This is a genomic window from Paenibacillus sp. Y916 (assembly GCF_056786435.1).
Map to the genome: position 1 here is coordinate 481915 of NZ_JBXCJA010000001.1, position 15984 is coordinate 497898.

A 15984-nucleotide genomic window follows, 5' to 3' on the forward strand; every position below is an offset into this window, starting at 1 on the left:
GCCTTTGAAGTTGTGTTACATCCATTGAGAATAATTCAAGGAACATGACTTTAAGAGCGGATGAAGCCCATAGCCAGTCCCTTTCCACTCACGCTAGTAGCTTTTACAGCATCCTTAGATAGCTCGTTCTCCAGAGTACATGACCTTCTTAAACTACTACATCAACTCCCCCACTAAGGACGCCGCAGGGCGTCTATTTTTGCGTTTCCTTCTAAGAGGTTATTCAAAAATTCGACTTTTGATCACGAAGTATATCAAGAAGCTTACTCGGCTTCGAAGATTGAATTCAGCCGGTCCTTCCGGTGCTCACGTAGGTACTGCCTACGCTCCGCTCCTCACTCCCTATCTTCATCCAATCTTCTCGGTGCTGAAAAGTCGACTTTTGATCACGTATTTTAACTAAATGAAAGATTCTGCGAAACTCTACATCTAAAAAAAGAGATTTGAGCATATCTTAGAGGGGAGGAGTGAAATAAAGGAGGTTAATGATTGTGGACAAGTTCGTAGTCAGCATGGCGACCCTGCGTCTAATCTCAGGAAGTATTGAAATTACAGCAGCGCTATTCATGTTAAAGGTTGGACAAGTGGATAAAGCACTCACGATCAACACGATGTTGGCCTTTGTTGGACCGACCGTGTTGATCATTACGACTAGCATCGGGTTGATAGGGATGGCGGATAAGTTATCATGGGCGAAAATGAGTTGGATTCTGCTTGGAGTGACCTGTCTCTTAATTGGTATTTTGAAAAAATGATAGACTTAATAGTCATAAAAGTGGAGTACAGGCATACATATGAGGTATGAAAACAACGAGTAACTCTACAAATTTAGGAGGGTTTATTCATGAAAATGAATTGGTTGGAGCTATTTCCTGAACCGATCAAGTCGCTCCTTGAACAATTACCATCCTCCATGCTGGATCGATTGGAAGAAGTTCGAATAAGAGAAGGGCGACCCCTTGAGATTAATGCTGCTGGAGATCATCATTTCGTCACGGCGGGTGGTAAATTGACATATCGTGTCGAGGATTCGTACAAGCCAGCAAGAGAGGATAGTCATCGGCTCTTAGATAGGATTAGCAACCATTCCCTTTACACCATGGAAGAGGAGTTGCGTAAAGGGTTTATAACGATACCTGGAGGCCACCGCATCGGATTAGCAGGGAGAACCGTTCTAAGCGGTGGTAAGGTGGAACACTTACGAGATATTAGTGGATTTAACGTCCGGATTGCAAAGGAGATTCATGGAGCGTCTGATGAAATTCTTCCGCACTTGCTAGATAGGAAGGAGAAAAGAATGAAGCATACTCTCATTCTCTCTCCTCCTCAGCATGGTAAAACGACACTAATTAGGGACATGGCCAGACAAATTAGTAATGGAAGTTATGGTCATACAACGGTGAAATGGCCAGGGATGAAGGTTGGAATCATAGATGAACGATCGGAGATTGCCGGAAGTATACGTGGTGTACCTAGCTTCGATGTAGGATCTAGGACAGATGTTATGGACGGTTGTCCAAAGGCTGAAGGAATGATGATGATGATTCGATCTATGTCGCCTGAAGTATTGCTTGTAGATGAGATTGGTCGCGCTGAAGATGCGGAGGCTATTACAGAAGCCCTTCATGCGGGAATATCCGTCATTGCAACAGCACATGGCTCCTCTGTGGACGAACTATCACAACGTCCCGCCTTGGCCACCCTTATTGAGAACCAGATGTTTGAAGTATACGTTATTCTCAATCGAGTCGAGGGACGGTTGAACTTTCGCATCCTCGATAGGCAACAACGATCCATCCAACTTTCCTTGCCGAATCAAAAAGGAGTTGATGCCTATGGTTAAATTGATTGGAATGCTGATTATAGTGGTCGCCGGTGCACTAGCAGGTATCACTAAGGCTAGACAGTTTGAAAGTCGGCCACGGCAGATTCGTGAGCTCATTCTAGCTATGCAGCGACTAGAGACAGAAATATCCTATGGATATACACCATTACCAGAGGCGCTTCACAAAATGGGAGAACAGGTACGAGAACCATTGAAATCTTTCTTTCAGAGTGCAGCTAGGTTCATGAATCCTCCACACGGATTGACAGCTCAAGAAAGTATCCAACAGGCATTAGCCAATCATTGGAGGAATACTTCTATGAAATCCACGGAGAAGGACGTGCTCCATCAACTTAGTTTTACTCTAGGTACAAGTGATCGTCAAGATCAGATGAAACATCTTGCGTTAGCTGCAGAGCAGTTGAAACATGAAGAGTTGACTGCGAGGGAGGAATTAGATAAATACGGTAAATTGAGCAAAAACCTAGGGCTTTTAGTTGGAATATTGGTCGTCATTTTGATCTTTTAGTGAGGTGCAGAACATGAATATTGACGTGAACGCCATCTTTCAGATTGCGGGAATCGGTATCATCATCGCCATGATTCATACGGTGCTCAAACAGATGGGAAAAGAGGATATGGCACATTGGGTGACGCTTATCGGTTTTATCGTGGTGCTGTTCATGGTTGTTCGAATGCTCGATGACCTGCTACAAGAGATCAAATCCATCTTTCTGTTCCAGTAGGAGAGCCATTATGGAAATCATACAAGTTGTTGGGCTCGGGCTAATATCTACGATTCTAATTCTAATCATTAAAGAGCAAAAGCCGATGTTTGCGTTTCTGCTAACCGCATCTACAAGTATTCTGATCTTTCTGTTCTTGATCGGCAAAATCGACTCCGTCATTAGTGAACTAGAACGAATGGCAGAATCAGCAGGAGTTCAGATGATTTACTTAAAAACGATTCTCAAAATCATTGGCATTGCTTATATTGCTGAATTTGGGTCCCAGATTGTAAGGGATTCAGGCCAGGAAAGTATTGCAACTAAGATCGAACTAGCAGGGAAAGTGCTAATTATGGTGCTAGCTATACCCATCATAGGAATCATTATTGAAACCGTCATGAAGCTACTGCCTCACTAGAAAGTAGGATCTTACTATGTTAGGAAGCCGACGTTCTCCAGACGTTAAACATATATTTGTATGGATGGTGCTCATTATGCTGATGTGGGGAGGCAGTGTTTACGCTGAATCTCCGAGTGAACAACTTATTCAACAGCAAGCGAATAACTTACCCAATGATCAGGTGGAAAGTTATTGGGATCAACTGATGAAAGATTACGGTGGATTCTTTCCTGATCAGAAGACACCTTCCTTTATGGATATGTTACTCCCCGGTGGAGAAGGATTTGGTATCAAGAACGTGATGTCAGGTCTGACATCCTTCTTCTGGCACGAAGTGCTCTACAATGGAAAGCTCTTAGTTACGATTGTGATGCTAAGTATTATGAGTTTAATTCTAGAGACGCTACAGACCGCATTTGAAAGAAATAATGTGAGCAAAGTCGCGTATTCATTATGCTACATGGTCATTATGGTTATTGCGATTAATAGCTTCTCCGTCGCTATAGGTTACGCCAAGGCAGCTATTAATCAAATGATTGAATTCATGATGGCGATGATTCCACTTCTATTCTCGCTACTAGCATCTATGGGGAATATCGTTACGGTATCTGTTACGCATCCTTTGATCGTATTCATGATTCACACGGTAGGGACAGTTGTCCATACGACCGTATTTCCACTTCTTTTCTTCTCAGCACTATTACACATTGTAAGTTCTCTGTCTGACAAATATAAATTGACACAAATGGCGAATTTATTGCAAAAAATAAGTGTTGGGCTACTTGGAGTATTACTAACTATATTTCTTGGAGTCATATCCGTTCAGGGGATTACAAGTTCTGTAACAGATGGGGTAACGATTCGGACGGCAAAATATGTATCTGGTAACTTCATCCCCGTCGTAGGAAAGATGTTCGCGGATGCGACAGATACGGTAATATCCGCTTCGTTATTAGTTAAGAACTCGATCGGGCTGGCTGGCGTCATTATCCTTCTCTTCCTATGTGCCTTTCCCGCTATTAAAATATTAACACTTGCTCTTATTTATCAAATGGCAGCAGCTGTATTGCAGCCACTAGGAGATACTCCGATTGTGACCTGCTTGCAGACGATTGGTAAAAGTATGATTTACGCATTTGCTGCCATGGCGGTTGTTGGATTAATGTTCTTTCTGGCTATTACAATCCTGCTAATGGCCGGGAATGTAACCGTGATGATGAGGTGAAGAAGGAGGGCGGCTATGACTTGGTTAAACGAATGGATGAGAGAAGTCATCATGGTTGTGCTTCTAGCTACTTTTATCGATCTTATTCTACCCAGCCGCTCTATGGAGCGCTACGTCAAGCTGGTTCTCAGCTTACTTATTCTGCTCACTCTCATGCAGCCTATCATCAACCTTCTAACGGATTCGCCGGAAGTGAAGTTGAGTGCAGCATTTCAGAATCAAGATGCGAATACAGCCTATTTCACCAATGGGAAAGAGAGTACATTACAACAGATTTTATCTCAAGCAGAGACAATGAAAAGCCAACAGCTAACCCAAAGTCTTCAGTGGGCTGGTGAAGAGGTTGCAAGACAAATGAAGCAACAAATCGAGAACAAGACAGGCAAACAAGTGCAAGAAGTAAAGGTGTTGCTGTCATTGCCTCCATTGAAAGCAAAGGATGAACAACAATCACCATCGATTACCTCAGTGGATGTTATTTTGCAGTTAGATACAGAAGAACTTCAAGGACAGCCGGACCGAGATCACGCACAACAAATTGCTATAGCCCCCATTGCTCCGGTTAAAGTGGAAGTTCATGTGGAGCCGGTGAATACGAGTAGCGGTCAATCTGATGGTCGTAGCGAAGATACGAGTCAATCCGATGAGGATACTGTTCAAGTTATAAATGGGGCAGCAGATATTCAAAAGCTCCTTAGCAGCGAATGGAATTTAAGGGCAGAACAAATTCGTGTTCTATTGAATGAAGAAGATGTCAAAGTCTAAAGGGGGGTGGTTGGTATTGCGGAACTGGTATAAGAGGGTCGAGCAATGGATCGGTGGCGGGGCAGGCGGAGCTAAAAAAATATCTGCATTCCGTTGGCTCATTATTCTTGGTTTAGTAGGAGTAGCTATTGTATTGTTCAGTTCCTTTGTCAATGTGAAAAAAATTGAGAATGAGAATATAGGAAGGGAGCCGCCGAGTTCAACTCCTATACAGGAAACGTTTCAAAATACAGGCTCACAAGTGGATTCCTTTGGCAGTATTGAAGAGGTGTTCGAGAGTAACATTAAAGAGATTCTGGAAAAAGTCGTGGGTGTAGGTACGGTCGATGTGTTAGTGACTGTAGATTCAACTGAAGAAATTGTTATTAAAAGCAATGTGCGAGATTCCCAACAGACATCTGAGGAGAATGATTCAAATGGGGGTAAACGGAATACTACTCAATATACCCGTGATGGTGAAATTGTCACCTATGAGTCATCTGGAAGTGTGACACCTATCATTACTAAAAGAGTCAAGCCGCAAATCAGGGGTGTGCTAGTCGTTGCTAAAGGGGCAGAGAATCAAGTGGTACGCAATCTTGTTGTAGATGCTGTATCCAAAGGACTAAATGTACCCAGCTTTAGGATCTCAGTCGTTCCACGTAAACAGGAGTAATATGTCATCTAATCTTTGAGAAGACGAAGGAGGAAGTTAGGAATGAATAATAAAAGACAAACGATATGGTTGGTTTCTATGCTCAGTTTGATGGTGATATTATCGGCTTATTATCTTTTTACAGAAGACTCGGGAACATCGAAAATTCCAGTTGCAGATAGTCAACAGGTGATAGAACTGCAGTCCGTTGATAATAAAGAAGTTGTAATTACGGAAGTGATAACGGATGGGCAGGTTGGTAATGATCTCACCGCGACAACAGAAATGCCAGATGTAGCTATTGGATCTGATACAGAATTAGAAGAAGAGGAAAAGATGAGTGAGAAGGCAACAGAAGAAACAGCAAAATCAAATGAAAGTGAAAATGATGACGAGATCCTGAAAGAGGTTGCATCTCAAGCGGTGTCTGGCAGAAATATTTTGGATTCTGTTCAATGGGACCGCAAAGAAAGTAATATCAAAAAAGAAAGTGATTTATATGTAAAATTAGACAATCAGAAGAGTACCCCGGAAGAATTAGCTAAAGCGGATAATGAGTTGAAACGTCTAGAAGAAAAGGAGTCAATTCTTACAGGTATTGAAGAGGAACTTCATGAGCAATTCGGTGAAGTCGTTGTAAAGGAAGAGAATGATGCGTATGAAGTGCTTGTTCTGGCAGATAAATTGGATGTGAATCAAGCTGTGGATATCGTAGAACTAGTCATGAAAGAGTTGAATGTATCTCAGAATAAAATTAGTGTAAGAAATGTAAAACCTTAATATTAGCTAAAGTTAGACATAATTAGATAAAATAATGAAAGAGTCCAGGTAAGTCTGGACTCTTTCCATTTCTTGCGAATATGATATAATACATATCTATAATGCGTATGTATATGTAGTTTGTATACGGTTCCGATAGTTGAAGGAGTGAATTGATAATGTTTAAGTTGAATGAAATTAAGGAATTGATCAAGTTACTTGATGAATCATCTCTTCAAGAGCTTGAGATTGAAGTGGAAGGTAACCGATTGGCCATTCGTAAGCCTGGGCAAATGGAAGTAGTGAATGTTCAACATTCCGCTCCACAGGCGTATCCGATGGCACCGGTACAGTTTCAGCAAACAAATCAAGTATCTGATCAAGGTGTGACTGGAGTTGAACAGTCTATAGTTGCAGATACGAAATCATCATTACATAAAATTGTTTCTCCAATGGTGGGAACATTCTACAGAGCCGCATCACCTGATGGAGCTCCTCTTGTGGGCTGTGGAGACAAAGTGCATTTGAAATCAACGGTATGTATCATAGAAGCGATGAAGCTAATGAATGAATTGGAAGCGGAAGTAAAGGGAGAAATTGTAGAGGTATTGGTTGATAATGGTCAATTGGTGGAATTTGGCCAACCTCTATTCCTGGTAAGAGCAGAGTAAGAAGAATTCGAACACAAGAAGATGCATATGAAGAGAGTTTTTCTTCGGAAAACTAAGTGTATGCTTACGAAGTGAGTTTTCCTTCGGAAAACTTTTAGGAGGATGATACCAGCAATGAAATTTCATAAAGTGCTCATTGCGAATCGCGGAGAGATTGCGGTTCGTATTATCCGAGCTTGTCGGGAACTTGATATATCTACGGTAGCGGTTTATTCAGAGGCAGACAAGGATTCTCTGCATGTTCGACTAGCGGATGAAGCTTATTGTATTGGTCCAGTCTCATCTAAGGACAGTTATCTGAATGTCACTAATATTATGAGTGTTGCTACACTAACAGAGTGTGATGCAATTCACCCTGGATATGGATTTTTGGCTGAAAATGCAGATTTCGCAGAAATTTGTGAATCATGTAATATTACTTTTATCGGTCCTTCAGCAGAGGCTATTTCTAGAATGGGTGATAAATCTGTTGCTAAGCTGACGATGAAGGAAGCGGGTGTACCTGTTATACCTGGTTCTGATGGAATCGTGGAGAATTTAGTTGAAGCGATTGTTATTGCTCGTGAAATTGGTTACCCATTAATCATCAAAGCAACTGCTGGTGGTGGGGGTAAAGGAATTCGCATTGCTGAAGACGAGGAATCATTAGTCAAGCAAATAACGGCTGCTCAGCAAGAAGCACAGAAAGCTTTTGGCAATGCAGGGGTATATTTAGAGAAGTACTTGACTGGTATGAAGCATGTAGAGATTCAGATTATTGCTGATAAATATGGTCATGTCGTGCATCTCGGTGAGCGGGATTGTTCGATACAACGTCGTAGACAGAAACTACTTGAAGAAGCTCCATGTCCTGTACTTTCACCAAAAGTTCGTGAACAAATGGGTGAAGCGGCCGTTCGGGCTGCCAAGTCAGTTCAATATTCAGGAGCAGGAACACTTGAATTTCTGCTTGGTCAAGATGGTCAGTTTTATTTCATGGAGATGAATACTCGCATTCAGGTTGAGCATCCAGTGACTGAAATGGTGACAGGTGTCGACATCATTAAGGAAATGATCTCAGTAGCAGAAGGGCATGCATTATCTTTTAGCCAAGAAGAGATTACGATTAATGGTTGGTCTATCGAATGTCGTATCAACGCAGAGGACCCTGAAAGAAACTTTATGCCAAATCCAGGCGAGATTACATTTTATTTGCCTCCTGGTGGTCCAGGTGTACGTATCGATAGTGCAGCATATCAAGGCTACTCGATTCCACCGTACTATGATTCTATGATTGCGAAGCTAATCGTATGGGCGCCAACACGACGCGAAGCCATCGCCAAAATGAAACGTGCTCTGTCTGAGTTTACAATAGGTGGAATTCATACAACGATTCCTTTTCATCAAAAACTGTTGAATCACCCTACATTTATCGAGGGCGATTTCGATATTAAATTTCTTGAAGAGAACGAAATTTAATAAAATAAGAGTTCAAAACATAACTTTTTGAACCTCCTTCGTAGAAGCTTTAATTGTTTTAAGGAAGCCTAAATGATATAGTATGAATATCTAATTTTGCATGCCGAGCCTGAGTTATGCAATCGTAATTAATGTCAGAAAATTTACTTGGAGGGTGTGACGAATATATTATGAGTACTTTACCGACTGAGTTTGAACGTACGGATATCGGTGAAATCCAGATTGCTCCTGAAGTGATTGAAGTGATCGCTGGACTGGCTACAGTTGAGATTAGTGGTGTAGCAGGAATGAGTGGAGGATTTGCGGGTGGTATTGCCGAACTTTTAGGCCGTAAGAATCAATCCAAAGGTGTAAAAGTGGAAGTGGGGCAAAAGGAAGCAGCGATCGATGTATCTGTCATTATAGAATACGGCTATCGCCTACCTGAAGTGGCTTCTCAAATTCAGAATAATGTCAAACGTTCCATTGAGAACATGACAGGTCTGACTGTGATTGAAGTGAATGTTCATATTCATGATGTTATTTTTAAACAAGTGGAGAAGAATACCGAGGATGTTGAATTTAGCCAACGTGTTAAATAACGGATTTCGGTAGTCATCTAAACCCCCGACAGTTCATGTCGCGGGTTTACTATAATTTTAGGAGGTTGGATTGTCTCGTGGCTAAAATACTTGATAGACTTTTGCTGTTTGTTTATAGCTTGAGTATCGCTATTCTTTCTATAGCTGCAATCCTTCATCTAAGTGGCATGTTACCTTCGAATTGGATTAATGATCCGAGTTATGGCGTGTTCATTACAGCAATAATTGTATTGGTGATACTGTTTCTTCTTAGTCTGCGTTTCTTTTATATTTCTATTCGAAAAGATCGTAATCGTACTCCTTCCATTGATCAACGGACTGAGTTTGGTGATATTCAAATATCGATAGAAACGATTGAGAATTTATGTCTTAAAGCGGCATCTAGAGTGCGGGGCGTTAGAGATTTGAAATCTCGAATTAAAGTCGATCAAGCGGGTATAGATATTGAGATCCGTGCAGTTGTGGATGGAGAATATTCAATTCCTACTTTGTCATCAGATATACAGAAACAGGTTCATGATTATTTGCAAGAAACGACTGGAATTCCAGTAGCCAATGTAGCGGTATTTATTGCTAATGTTGCACAGTCACCAAGTTTTAAGAGTAGAGTGGAATAGAGGTGGATTTCCCGATGCTTTGGAAAGAGATGTGGGAGAGTCACAGAGGGCGAATTGTCGGCGTAACGGGTGGAGTTGTATTCGGTATTGTATATTTAGTATCGGGTTTTTGGGATATGTTGTTCTTTGCATTAGTTGTGTTCATAGGATATATTTTCGGTAGAAGAAAAGATTTGCAACAAGGTTCCTTGTCTCAATGGAAGGAAACTGTGCAATGGTTATCGGAAAAGTGGCGTCCATTTAAATGAACCCTAAGATATGCTTTCTCCGGAAAAAGAGCTGCAGCTTAACCAGGCCTATTTTTTGGAGAAAGATTTCTTTGGGTTTTTTTTGTGAATATTAAGAAGAATATGAAAGTCTGAAATTGTGAGATAAAGTGAAGTCCAGGAGGAACGATATAATAATGAAAAGACGTGTAGCTAGAGAGATTGTGGTACAAAGCTTGTATCAAATGGAAATGAACTTGGTTGAAAGTGATGAGGCTGTATCCACCTTGTTGCTGGAGGCTTCTGAAGAGAATGAGACAGAAAGAGTCATCAAAGATGAGATCAAGCTGAAGGAATATGTTCTGGAGTTAGTCAATGGGACATGGAGTAATAAAGTCGCAATTGATGAATTACTTGGTCATTATTTAGTTGGATGGCAAATCAGTCGTTTATCCCGTGTGGATCGTCAAATATTACGTCTAGCTACTTATGAGATGGTCTACGAAGAAGATGTTCCAGCTAAAGTGGTTGTCAATGAGGCTATTGACCTTGCTAAGCATTTCGGTACAGAGGATTCTGGTAAATTCGTAAATGGCGTTCTAGGTAAAATGATTGGCGACTTGATTGAACTTAAAGAGAAACGTCAATAGAAATTCGAATGAAATCATAACATAAAGTTAGGGGAGATTATGATGGCAGCAACGATTATTAGTGGTAAACAAGTATCAGATGAAATCCGTAGTTCATTGACAGAAGAAGTAAAGGAACTTTCAAGTAAAGGAGTTGTTCCAGGACTTGCTGTTGTATTGGTAGGGGAAGATGCTGCTTCACAAGTATATGTCCGTAATAAAGAGAAGGCGTGCCATGATGTAGGCTTCTATTCTGAAGTACATCGTCTATCTGGACAAACTTCACAAGAGGACTTATTGACCTTAGTAAATAAGCTTAACCATCAAGAGAATATCAATGGGATACTTGTACAGTTGCCATTACCTGGACATATCGAAGAGAAGGCAGTCATTAATGCCATCTCGGTGGAGAAAGATGTGGATGGATTCCATCCTATCAATGTAGGGAACTTAGTTATTGGCGATGAGAGCCTCTTACCTTGTACACCAGCGGGTGTGATAGAACTTATTAAGCGTGCTGGAATAGAGATGTCAGGAAAGCATGCCGTTGTCATTGGGCGTAGCAATATCGTTGGGAAGCCAGTATCGCTCTTGCTTCAACGCGAGAATGCAACGGTTACGATGTGTCATTCGCGTACAGCCAATATGGCTGAAATTGCACGTCAGGCTGATATCCTGGTAGTAGCTATTGGGCGAGCTAATTTTATTGATGCAAGCTATGTGAAACCTGGTGCTGTCGTGATCGATGTTGGAATGAATCGCTTAGATAATGGTAAACTCGCTGGGGATGTTGATTTCGAGAGTGTTAAAGAAGTAAGTGGTCCTATCACACCTGTTCCAGGTGGCGTTGGGCCGATGACGATTACGATGTTAATGAAGAATACACTGGTTGCTGCTAAACGGCATCACGGATTGTCTTAAAGGGGCCTATCATGGACCAACAAAAGGTATTATCCATTAAAGATCTGAGCCGGTACATCCGTATGAAGTTGGATTCGGATTCATTGTTGTCTGATGTATGGATTCGTGGAGAAATATCTAATTTCACTCATCATTCTAGCGGGCATATGTATTTCACGCTGAAAGACGAGAGCAGTCGGATTCGTGCCATCATGTTTGCATCTCATAATCAGAAGTTACCCTTTCTACCCAAGGAAGGGGCACGTGTTATTGCGCGAGGCAATGTGACCGTGTATGAACGGGATGGTCAGTATCAGTTCTATGCTACGCATATGCAGCCAGATGGTATTGGTAGTCTATATCTTGCCTTTGAACAGTTGAAGAAGAAGCTGGAAACAGAAGGGTTGTTTGCTACAGAACATAAACAGACTTTACCTACTTACCCGCGATCCATTGGTGTGATTACTTCGCCAACTGGGGCAGCCGTGAAGGATATTATGATTACATTGCAGCGTCGTTATCCTCAAGTACATATTACTTTGTACCCAGTACTCGTCCAAGGTAAAGATGCAGCACCATCTGTTGTGAAAGCAATCAAGGTCATGAACAAGTTGGCTGAGGTGGATGTGATCATTGTTGGTCGAGGCGGTGGTTCTCTAGAGGAATTGTGGGCATTTAATGAGGAGATCGTCGCGCGAGCCATCTATCAATCTACAATCCCAATTATTTCAGCTGTTGGTCATGAAACGGACTTTACGATTGCCGATTTTGTTGCGGATCTTAGGGCGGCCACACCAACTGCAGCCGCAGAATTGGCTGTTCCCAATATGGCAGATGTACAAGCTACTCTAACGCACATGGAAAGGCAGTTACGCCAGTCACTGCGACAACGAGTATCATATTATCGTGAGCGCCTTGGAGCTTTGCAGCGTTCGCCTGTATTGGTGAATCCTCGAAGAACATTACATCAGCATACAGAGCGGTTGGACAAGCTACAACAACAGCTTACTCGGTCCATGCGATCTGGAGTGAAATTGAGTAAAGAGCAGAAATTACGTGTTCATCAAAGTCTATTACGGTTTAATCCTAAGGATCAGGTAGCTGCTGTGAAGAAACAAACAGAGAAGAATGAGCATCAGCTTCGCATGGCTATGGCATCCATTCTTAAAGTGAATAAGAATCAATTAGGCACTGCTATGAAACAGCTGGATGCACTTAGTCCTTTGAAGGTCATGTCGAGAGGTTATAGCCTTGTCTATGATGAACAGGAGCAACATTTAATTAAATCACTTGATGATGTTAAACTAGGTGATTTGGTGAAAATAAGGGTGAATGATGGTCAATTCGACGCTCAGGTATGGGCAATGAAGGAGGATAAGCTAGATAATGGCAAAGGTTACTGAATTAAAATTTGAACAAGCAATGAGCCAATTAGAAGCCATTGTAGACGAGTTGGAGCATGGGGATGTTCCTTTAGAAAAAGCGATTGAGCTATTTCAAAAAGGGATGGGGCTATCACAGTTATGTAGCCAAAAGCTAGAGCAGGTAGAGCAGAAGATCGAAATGATTGTGCAGGAAGATGGAGAGATTCGAAAGAAGCCCTTTGGCGCTTCACTGGAGTCAGAAAGCGGGGATTCCAATGGCTAACCGTCCCTCCTTGCAAGGTTATATTGGAGATGTGACTGATATGATCACATCTTCCTTGCTAGATATTATTCCATCCGAGTGGGAAGTGCCGGTTCATTTGAAGGAATCGATGACTTATTCCCTTCTAGCTGGAGGGAAACGCTTGCGGCCACTGTTAGTGATTGCCGCATGTGAAGCAATGGGGGGCAATCGTGATGCAGCGCTAGATGCCGCATGTTCTGTTGAAATGGTCCATACATATTCACTCATTCATGATGACCTTCCAGCGATGGATAATGATGATTATCGTCGAGGTAAGTTGACGAATCATAAAGTATATGGTGAAGCTATGGCCATTCTAGCTGGAGACGGTTTACTCACACATGCCTTCTACCATTTGGCTCAAATATCAAGAAAGCACGGTATTCCGGCAGATCAAGTTCTTGCGATCATCTCAGACTTATCAGAAATGGCTGGTCCTAGGGGAATGGTTGGGGGTCAGGTTGCTGATATGGAAGGGGAACAAGGATTAACTGATCTATCGCAACTGGAGTACATACATCTTCATAAAACGAGTGATTTGATCATATTCTCTCTTGTTGCGGGAGGACGAATTGCTGGAGCAGATGAAGATAGTATCGAAGCGCTTCGCTCATTTGGGCGTCGTTTGGGGCTTGCTTTTCAGATTCAAGATGATATTCTAGATCTCATTGGTGATGAGGCGAAGCTTGGCAAAAAGACACAAAGTGATATCAAACAAGACAAGGTGACTTATCCCTACTTTATTGGACTAGAAAAGTCACAGATGGAAGTCGCAAGACTTACAGAAGAAGCAAAGAAGATTGTGCTAGATGCACGAATTCCTCATCCAGAACTTCTGCTAGAAATTGCAGATTATTTAGTCAGTAGAGACCACTAATACTGTCATATTGTTACATGAAGCATCATCTGTGATATAATTAGCGGAAAGTTTCCAACTGAAACAATAAACAAATCCTAATGAAGAAAAGTGGGGAGATTAAAGTGCAGCTTCCACAAATAGATCAACCAGAACAATTAAAGTCTCTATCGGTGGATGAATTAGCTTCTCTTGCGGCAGAAATTCGTCAGTTTCTTATCGAGAAGTTGTCAGTAACAGGTGGACACCTCGCTTCAAATTTAGGCGTGGTGGAGCTTACGATTGCTCTTCATTACTGTTATAACAGTCCTACGGATAAATTCATATTTGATGTAGGACATCAAGCGTACGTCCATAAAATACTTACGGGTCGGATGGATCGTTTCGATACATTACGTAAATATAATGGGTTATGTGGGTTCGTGAAGAGATCGGAAAGTGAACACGATGTGTGGGAAGCGGGACACAGTAGTACTTCTCTTTCTGCTGCCATGGGAATGGCGCTTGCTAGAGATTTAAAAGGTGAGGACAACAAAGTTGTTGCGGTCATTGGTGACGGTGCTCTTACAGGTGGTATGGCGTTTGAGGCGCTGAATCATATCGGTCATGAGAAGAAAAAGCTAATGGTCATTCTTAATGATAACGAGATGTCAATTGCTCCAAACGTAGGTGCGATGCACAATTATTTAAGTAAGATCCGTTCGGATCGACATTACTTACGTGCAAAAGACGAAGTTGAAGTGTTGTTGAAGAAAATTCCAGCAATTGGCGGTAAGTTAGCTAAGACTGCAGAGAAATTAAAGGATAGCCTTAAATATATGGTTGTACCGGGTATTCTATTTGAAGAATTAGGCTTTACGTATCTCGGTCCGGTTGATGGACATGACCTTCAGAAATTAATCGAGGCATTCCGCCAAGCAGATAATGTAGATGGCCCTGTGTTTGTTCATGTCCTTACAACAAAGGGCAAAGGATATACACCTGCCGAAGCTGATTCTTTTAAATGGCATGGCATTTCACCTTATAAGATGGAATCTGGTCAGGTATTGAAATCTGTCGGAAACCCGATGTATACGGATGTATTCGCACAGACATTAATCGAGCTAGGTGAACGAGATTCAAGGTTGATTGCTGTAACTCCAGCAATGCCTGGCGGATCAGGACTCGTTCCATTCGGCAAGAGATTCCCAGACCGAATGATTGATGTTGGTATTGCGGAACAGCATGCTGCAACGATGTGTGCTGCATTAGCAATGGAAGGTATGAAGCCTGTATTTGCAGTGTACTCTACCTTTATGCAACGAGCATACGATCAGATTGTACATGATATTTGCAGACATAACGCAAACGTGATATTTGCTATTGACCGAGCTGGATTCGTCGGTGCAGATGGAGAAACCCATCAAGGGGTGTACGATATTGCTTTCATGCGTCATATCCCGAATATGGTTCTCATGATGCCGAAAGACGAGAATGAGCTTCGTCATATGATGTTGACAGCATTAGAATACAATGATGGGCCGATAGCGTATCGATACCCACGTATTAATGGTCTTGGTATTGCTATGGATGAGGAATTAGTGTCCATTCCAATTGGAACGTGGGAAACGGTTCGTGAGGGAGAAGGATATGCAGTTCTTGCCGTCGGGCCTATGGTGCAAGTAGCATTAGAAGCAGCCGAACAACTTAAGCGTGATGGAATTCAGTTGCAGGTTGTAAATGCTCGTTTCTTAAAACCAGTGGATGACAATATGCTACGTACCTTGGCGGAAACAAAAACAAAAATGCTCGTATTAGAAGAAGCTTGTGAGGCTGGAAGTCTAGGTAGTGCAGTCCTTGAGTTCTATGCAAGTCAACATATGTTTGACACAACCGTATCTATTATGGGCATTCCTGATCGATTCATTGAACACGGAAGTATCAATGAACAACGTGGCGAAACGGATTTAACTGCCGCTGCAGTATGTGAGGAGATACGAAAACTTGTAGCTCTTCATCCTTATGAATATAGTCAAAGAAACTTTCCGTCTTAAGGCGTGAAGGCGAAAATTAGGTGAATAGA

At 41.9% G+C, this 15984-nt stretch carries 20 protein-coding genes; all 20 read left to right on the forward strand.

Annotation, left to right across the window (positions count from 1 at the left end; genetic code table 11):
- The first annotated feature begins 488 nt into the window (after positions 1-488).
- The 20 genes from AC1TO9_RS02200 to dxs all read left to right on the forward strand — a co-directional run bounded on the left by AC1TO9_RS02200 (position 489) and on the right by dxs (position 15955).
- On the forward strand, positions 489-755 hold the full coding sequence (locus tag AC1TO9_RS02200; RefSeq protein ID WP_482058397.1) for a YqhV family protein: 267 nt from the start codon (positions 489-491) through the stop codon (positions 753-755).
- A gap of 89 nt (positions 756-844) precedes the next feature.
- Entirely contained in the window at positions 845-1843 is a 999-nt protein-coding gene (gene spoIIIAA, locus AC1TO9_RS02205; protein WP_482054848.1) for a stage III sporulation protein AA, read from the forward strand.
- Positions 1836-2354, forward strand: coding sequence for a stage III sporulation protein SpoIIIAB (spoIIIAB, locus tag AC1TO9_RS02210; protein ID WP_482054849.1), 519 nt, complete (start codon positions 1836-1838; stop codon positions 2352-2354). The genes spoIIIAA and spoIIIAB overlap by 8 nt, the downstream gene beginning before the upstream one ends.
- Positions 2355-2367: 13 nt before the next feature.
- Positions 2368-2571, forward strand: coding sequence for a stage III sporulation protein AC (spoIIIAC, locus tag AC1TO9_RS02215; protein ID WP_438351414.1), 204 nt, complete (start codon positions 2368-2370; stop codon positions 2569-2571).
- 10 nt (positions 2572-2581) lie between these two features.
- Positions 2582-2971: a stage III sporulation protein AD gene (gene spoIIIAD, locus AC1TO9_RS02220; protein WP_482054850.1), complete on the forward strand. Its 390-nt coding sequence runs from the start codon at positions 2582-2584 to the stop codon at positions 2969-2971.
- Between the two features lie 16 nt (positions 2972-2987).
- On the forward strand, positions 2988-4178 hold the full coding sequence (gene spoIIIAE, locus AC1TO9_RS02225) for a stage III sporulation protein AE (protein WP_482054851.1): 1191 nt from the start codon (positions 2988-2990) through the stop codon (positions 4176-4178).
- A gap of 15 nt (positions 4179-4193) precedes the next feature.
- A complete protein-coding gene (gene spoIIIAF / locus AC1TO9_RS02230) occupies positions 4194-4943 on the forward strand; it encodes a stage III sporulation protein AF (RefSeq protein WP_482058238.1) in 750 nt (249 codons plus the stop codon).
- A 16-nt stretch (positions 4944-4959) separates the two neighbouring features.
- Positions 4960-5598 carry a stage III sporulation protein AG gene (gene spoIIIAG / locus AC1TO9_RS02235; protein WP_482054853.1) on the forward strand — a complete coding sequence of 213 codons (639 nt, stop codon included), beginning with the start codon at positions 4960-4962 and terminating at the stop codon, positions 5596-5598.
- 42 nt (positions 5599-5640) lie between these two features.
- Complete coding sequence (locus AC1TO9_RS02240; RefSeq protein ID WP_482058239.1) at positions 5641-6357, forward strand: SpoIIIAH-like family protein; 717 nt, start codon at positions 5641-5643, stop codon at positions 6355-6357.
- 158 nt (positions 6358-6515) lie between these two features.
- Positions 6516-7007: an acetyl-CoA carboxylase biotin carboxyl carrier protein gene (gene accB / locus AC1TO9_RS02245; RefSeq protein ID WP_482058240.1), complete on the forward strand. Its 492-nt coding sequence runs from the start codon at positions 6516-6518 to the stop codon at positions 7005-7007.
- 114 nt (positions 7008-7121) lie between these two features.
- Positions 7122-8465 (forward strand): acetyl-CoA carboxylase biotin carboxylase subunit, encoded by a 1344-nt coding sequence (gene accC, locus AC1TO9_RS02250; RefSeq protein WP_482054856.1) that lies wholly within the window; start codon positions 7122-7124, stop codon positions 8463-8465.
- Positions 8466-8635: 170 nt separating this feature from the next.
- Positions 8636-9046 carry an Asp23/Gls24 family envelope stress response protein gene (locus AC1TO9_RS02255; RefSeq protein WP_482054857.1) on the forward strand — a complete coding sequence of 137 codons (411 nt, stop codon included), beginning with the start codon at positions 8636-8638 and terminating at the stop codon, positions 9044-9046.
- A gap of 77 nt (positions 9047-9123) precedes the next feature.
- A complete protein-coding gene (gene amaP, locus AC1TO9_RS02260; protein ID WP_482054858.1) occupies positions 9124-9663 on the forward strand; it encodes an alkaline shock response membrane anchor protein AmaP in 540 nt (179 codons plus the stop codon).
- Positions 9664-9677: 14 nt separating this feature from the next.
- Positions 9678-9911 carry a DUF2273 domain-containing protein gene (locus AC1TO9_RS02265; RefSeq protein WP_482054859.1) on the forward strand — a complete coding sequence of 78 codons (234 nt, stop codon included), beginning with the start codon at positions 9678-9680 and terminating at the stop codon, positions 9909-9911.
- Between the two features lie 155 nt (positions 9912-10066).
- Positions 10067-10519: a transcription antitermination factor NusB gene (gene nusB, locus AC1TO9_RS02270; RefSeq protein WP_482054860.1), complete on the forward strand. Its 453-nt coding sequence runs from the start codon at positions 10067-10069 to the stop codon at positions 10517-10519.
- A gap of 42 nt (positions 10520-10561) precedes the next feature.
- The gene (gene folD / locus AC1TO9_RS02275; protein WP_482055250.1) at positions 10562-11419 is read left to right on the forward strand and encodes a bifunctional methylenetetrahydrofolate dehydrogenase/methenyltetrahydrofolate cyclohydrolase FolD; all 858 of its coding nucleotides are present in this window, start codon (positions 10562-10564) and stop codon (positions 11417-11419) included.
- Positions 11420-11430: 11 nt separating this feature from the next.
- On the forward strand, positions 11431-12801 hold the full coding sequence (xseA, locus tag AC1TO9_RS02280) for an exodeoxyribonuclease VII large subunit (RefSeq protein WP_482058241.1): 1371 nt from the start codon (positions 11431-11433) through the stop codon (positions 12799-12801).
- Positions 12785-13045 carry an exodeoxyribonuclease VII small subunit gene (xseB, locus tag AC1TO9_RS02285; protein WP_438351402.1) on the forward strand — a complete coding sequence of 87 codons (261 nt, stop codon included), beginning with the start codon at positions 12785-12787 and terminating at the stop codon, positions 13043-13045. Before xseA ends, xseB begins: the two co-directional genes overlap by 17 nt.
- Positions 13038-13943 carry a polyprenyl synthetase family protein gene (locus AC1TO9_RS02290; protein ID WP_482058398.1) on the forward strand — a complete coding sequence of 302 codons (906 nt, stop codon included), beginning with the start codon at positions 13038-13040 and terminating at the stop codon, positions 13941-13943. Before xseB ends, AC1TO9_RS02290 begins: the two co-directional genes overlap by 8 nt.
- Positions 13944-14023: 80 nt before the next feature.
- Entirely contained in the window at positions 14024-15955 is a 1932-nt protein-coding gene (dxs, locus tag AC1TO9_RS02295; RefSeq protein WP_482054862.1) for a 1-deoxy-D-xylulose-5-phosphate synthase, read from the forward strand.
- Positions 15956-15984: the final 29 nt, after the last annotated feature.

Coding starts and splice junctions, on each gene's coding strand:
- spoIIIAA (WP_482054848.1), top strand. CDS start 845: ATGAAAATGAATTGGTTGGAGCTATTTCCTGAACCGATCAAGTCGCTC.
- spoIIIAB (WP_482054849.1), top strand. CDS start 1,836: ATGGTTAAATTGATTGGAATGCTGATTATAGTGGTCGCCGGTGCACTA.
- spoIIIAC (WP_438351414.1), top strand. CDS start 2,368: ATGAATATTGACGTGAACGCCATCTTTCAGATTGCGGGAATCGGTATC.
- spoIIIAD (WP_482054850.1), top strand. CDS start 2,582: ATGGAAATCATACAAGTTGTTGGGCTCGGGCTAATATCTACGATTCTA.
- spoIIIAE (WP_482054851.1), top strand. CDS start 2,988: ATGTTAGGAAGCCGACGTTCTCCAGACGTTAAACATATATTTGTATGG.
- spoIIIAF (WP_482058238.1), top strand. CDS start 4,194: ATGACTTGGTTAAACGAATGGATGAGAGAAGTCATCATGGTTGTGCTT.
- AC1TO9_RS02240 (WP_482058239.1), top strand. CDS start 5,641: ATGAATAATAAAAGACAAACGATATGGTTGGTTTCTATGCTCAGTTTG.
- accB (WP_482058240.1), top strand. CDS start 6,516: ATGTTTAAGTTGAATGAAATTAAGGAATTGATCAAGTTACTTGATGAA.
- accC (WP_482054856.1), top strand. CDS start 7,122: ATGAAATTTCATAAAGTGCTCATTGCGAATCGCGGAGAGATTGCGGTT.
- AC1TO9_RS02255 (WP_482054857.1), top strand. CDS start 8,636: ATGAGTACTTTACCGACTGAGTTTGAACGTACGGATATCGGTGAAATC.
- AC1TO9_RS02265 (WP_482054859.1), top strand. CDS start 9,678: ATGCTTTGGAAAGAGATGTGGGAGAGTCACAGAGGGCGAATTGTCGGC.
- nusB (WP_482054860.1), top strand. CDS start 10,067: ATGAAAAGACGTGTAGCTAGAGAGATTGTGGTACAAAGCTTGTATCAA.
- folD (WP_482055250.1), top strand. CDS start 10,562: ATGGCAGCAACGATTATTAGTGGTAAACAAGTATCAGATGAAATCCGT.
- xseA (WP_482058241.1), top strand. CDS start 11,431: ATGGACCAACAAAAGGTATTATCCATTAAAGATCTGAGCCGGTACATC.
- xseB (WP_438351402.1), top strand. CDS start 12,785: ATGGCAAAGGTTACTGAATTAAAATTTGAACAAGCAATGAGCCAATTA.
- AC1TO9_RS02290 (WP_482058398.1), top strand. CDS start 13,038: ATGGCTAACCGTCCCTCCTTGCAAGGTTATATTGGAGATGTGACTGAT.
- dxs (WP_482054862.1), top strand. CDS start 14,024: ATGAAGAAAAGTGGGGAGATTAAAGTGCAGCTTCCACAAATAGATCAA.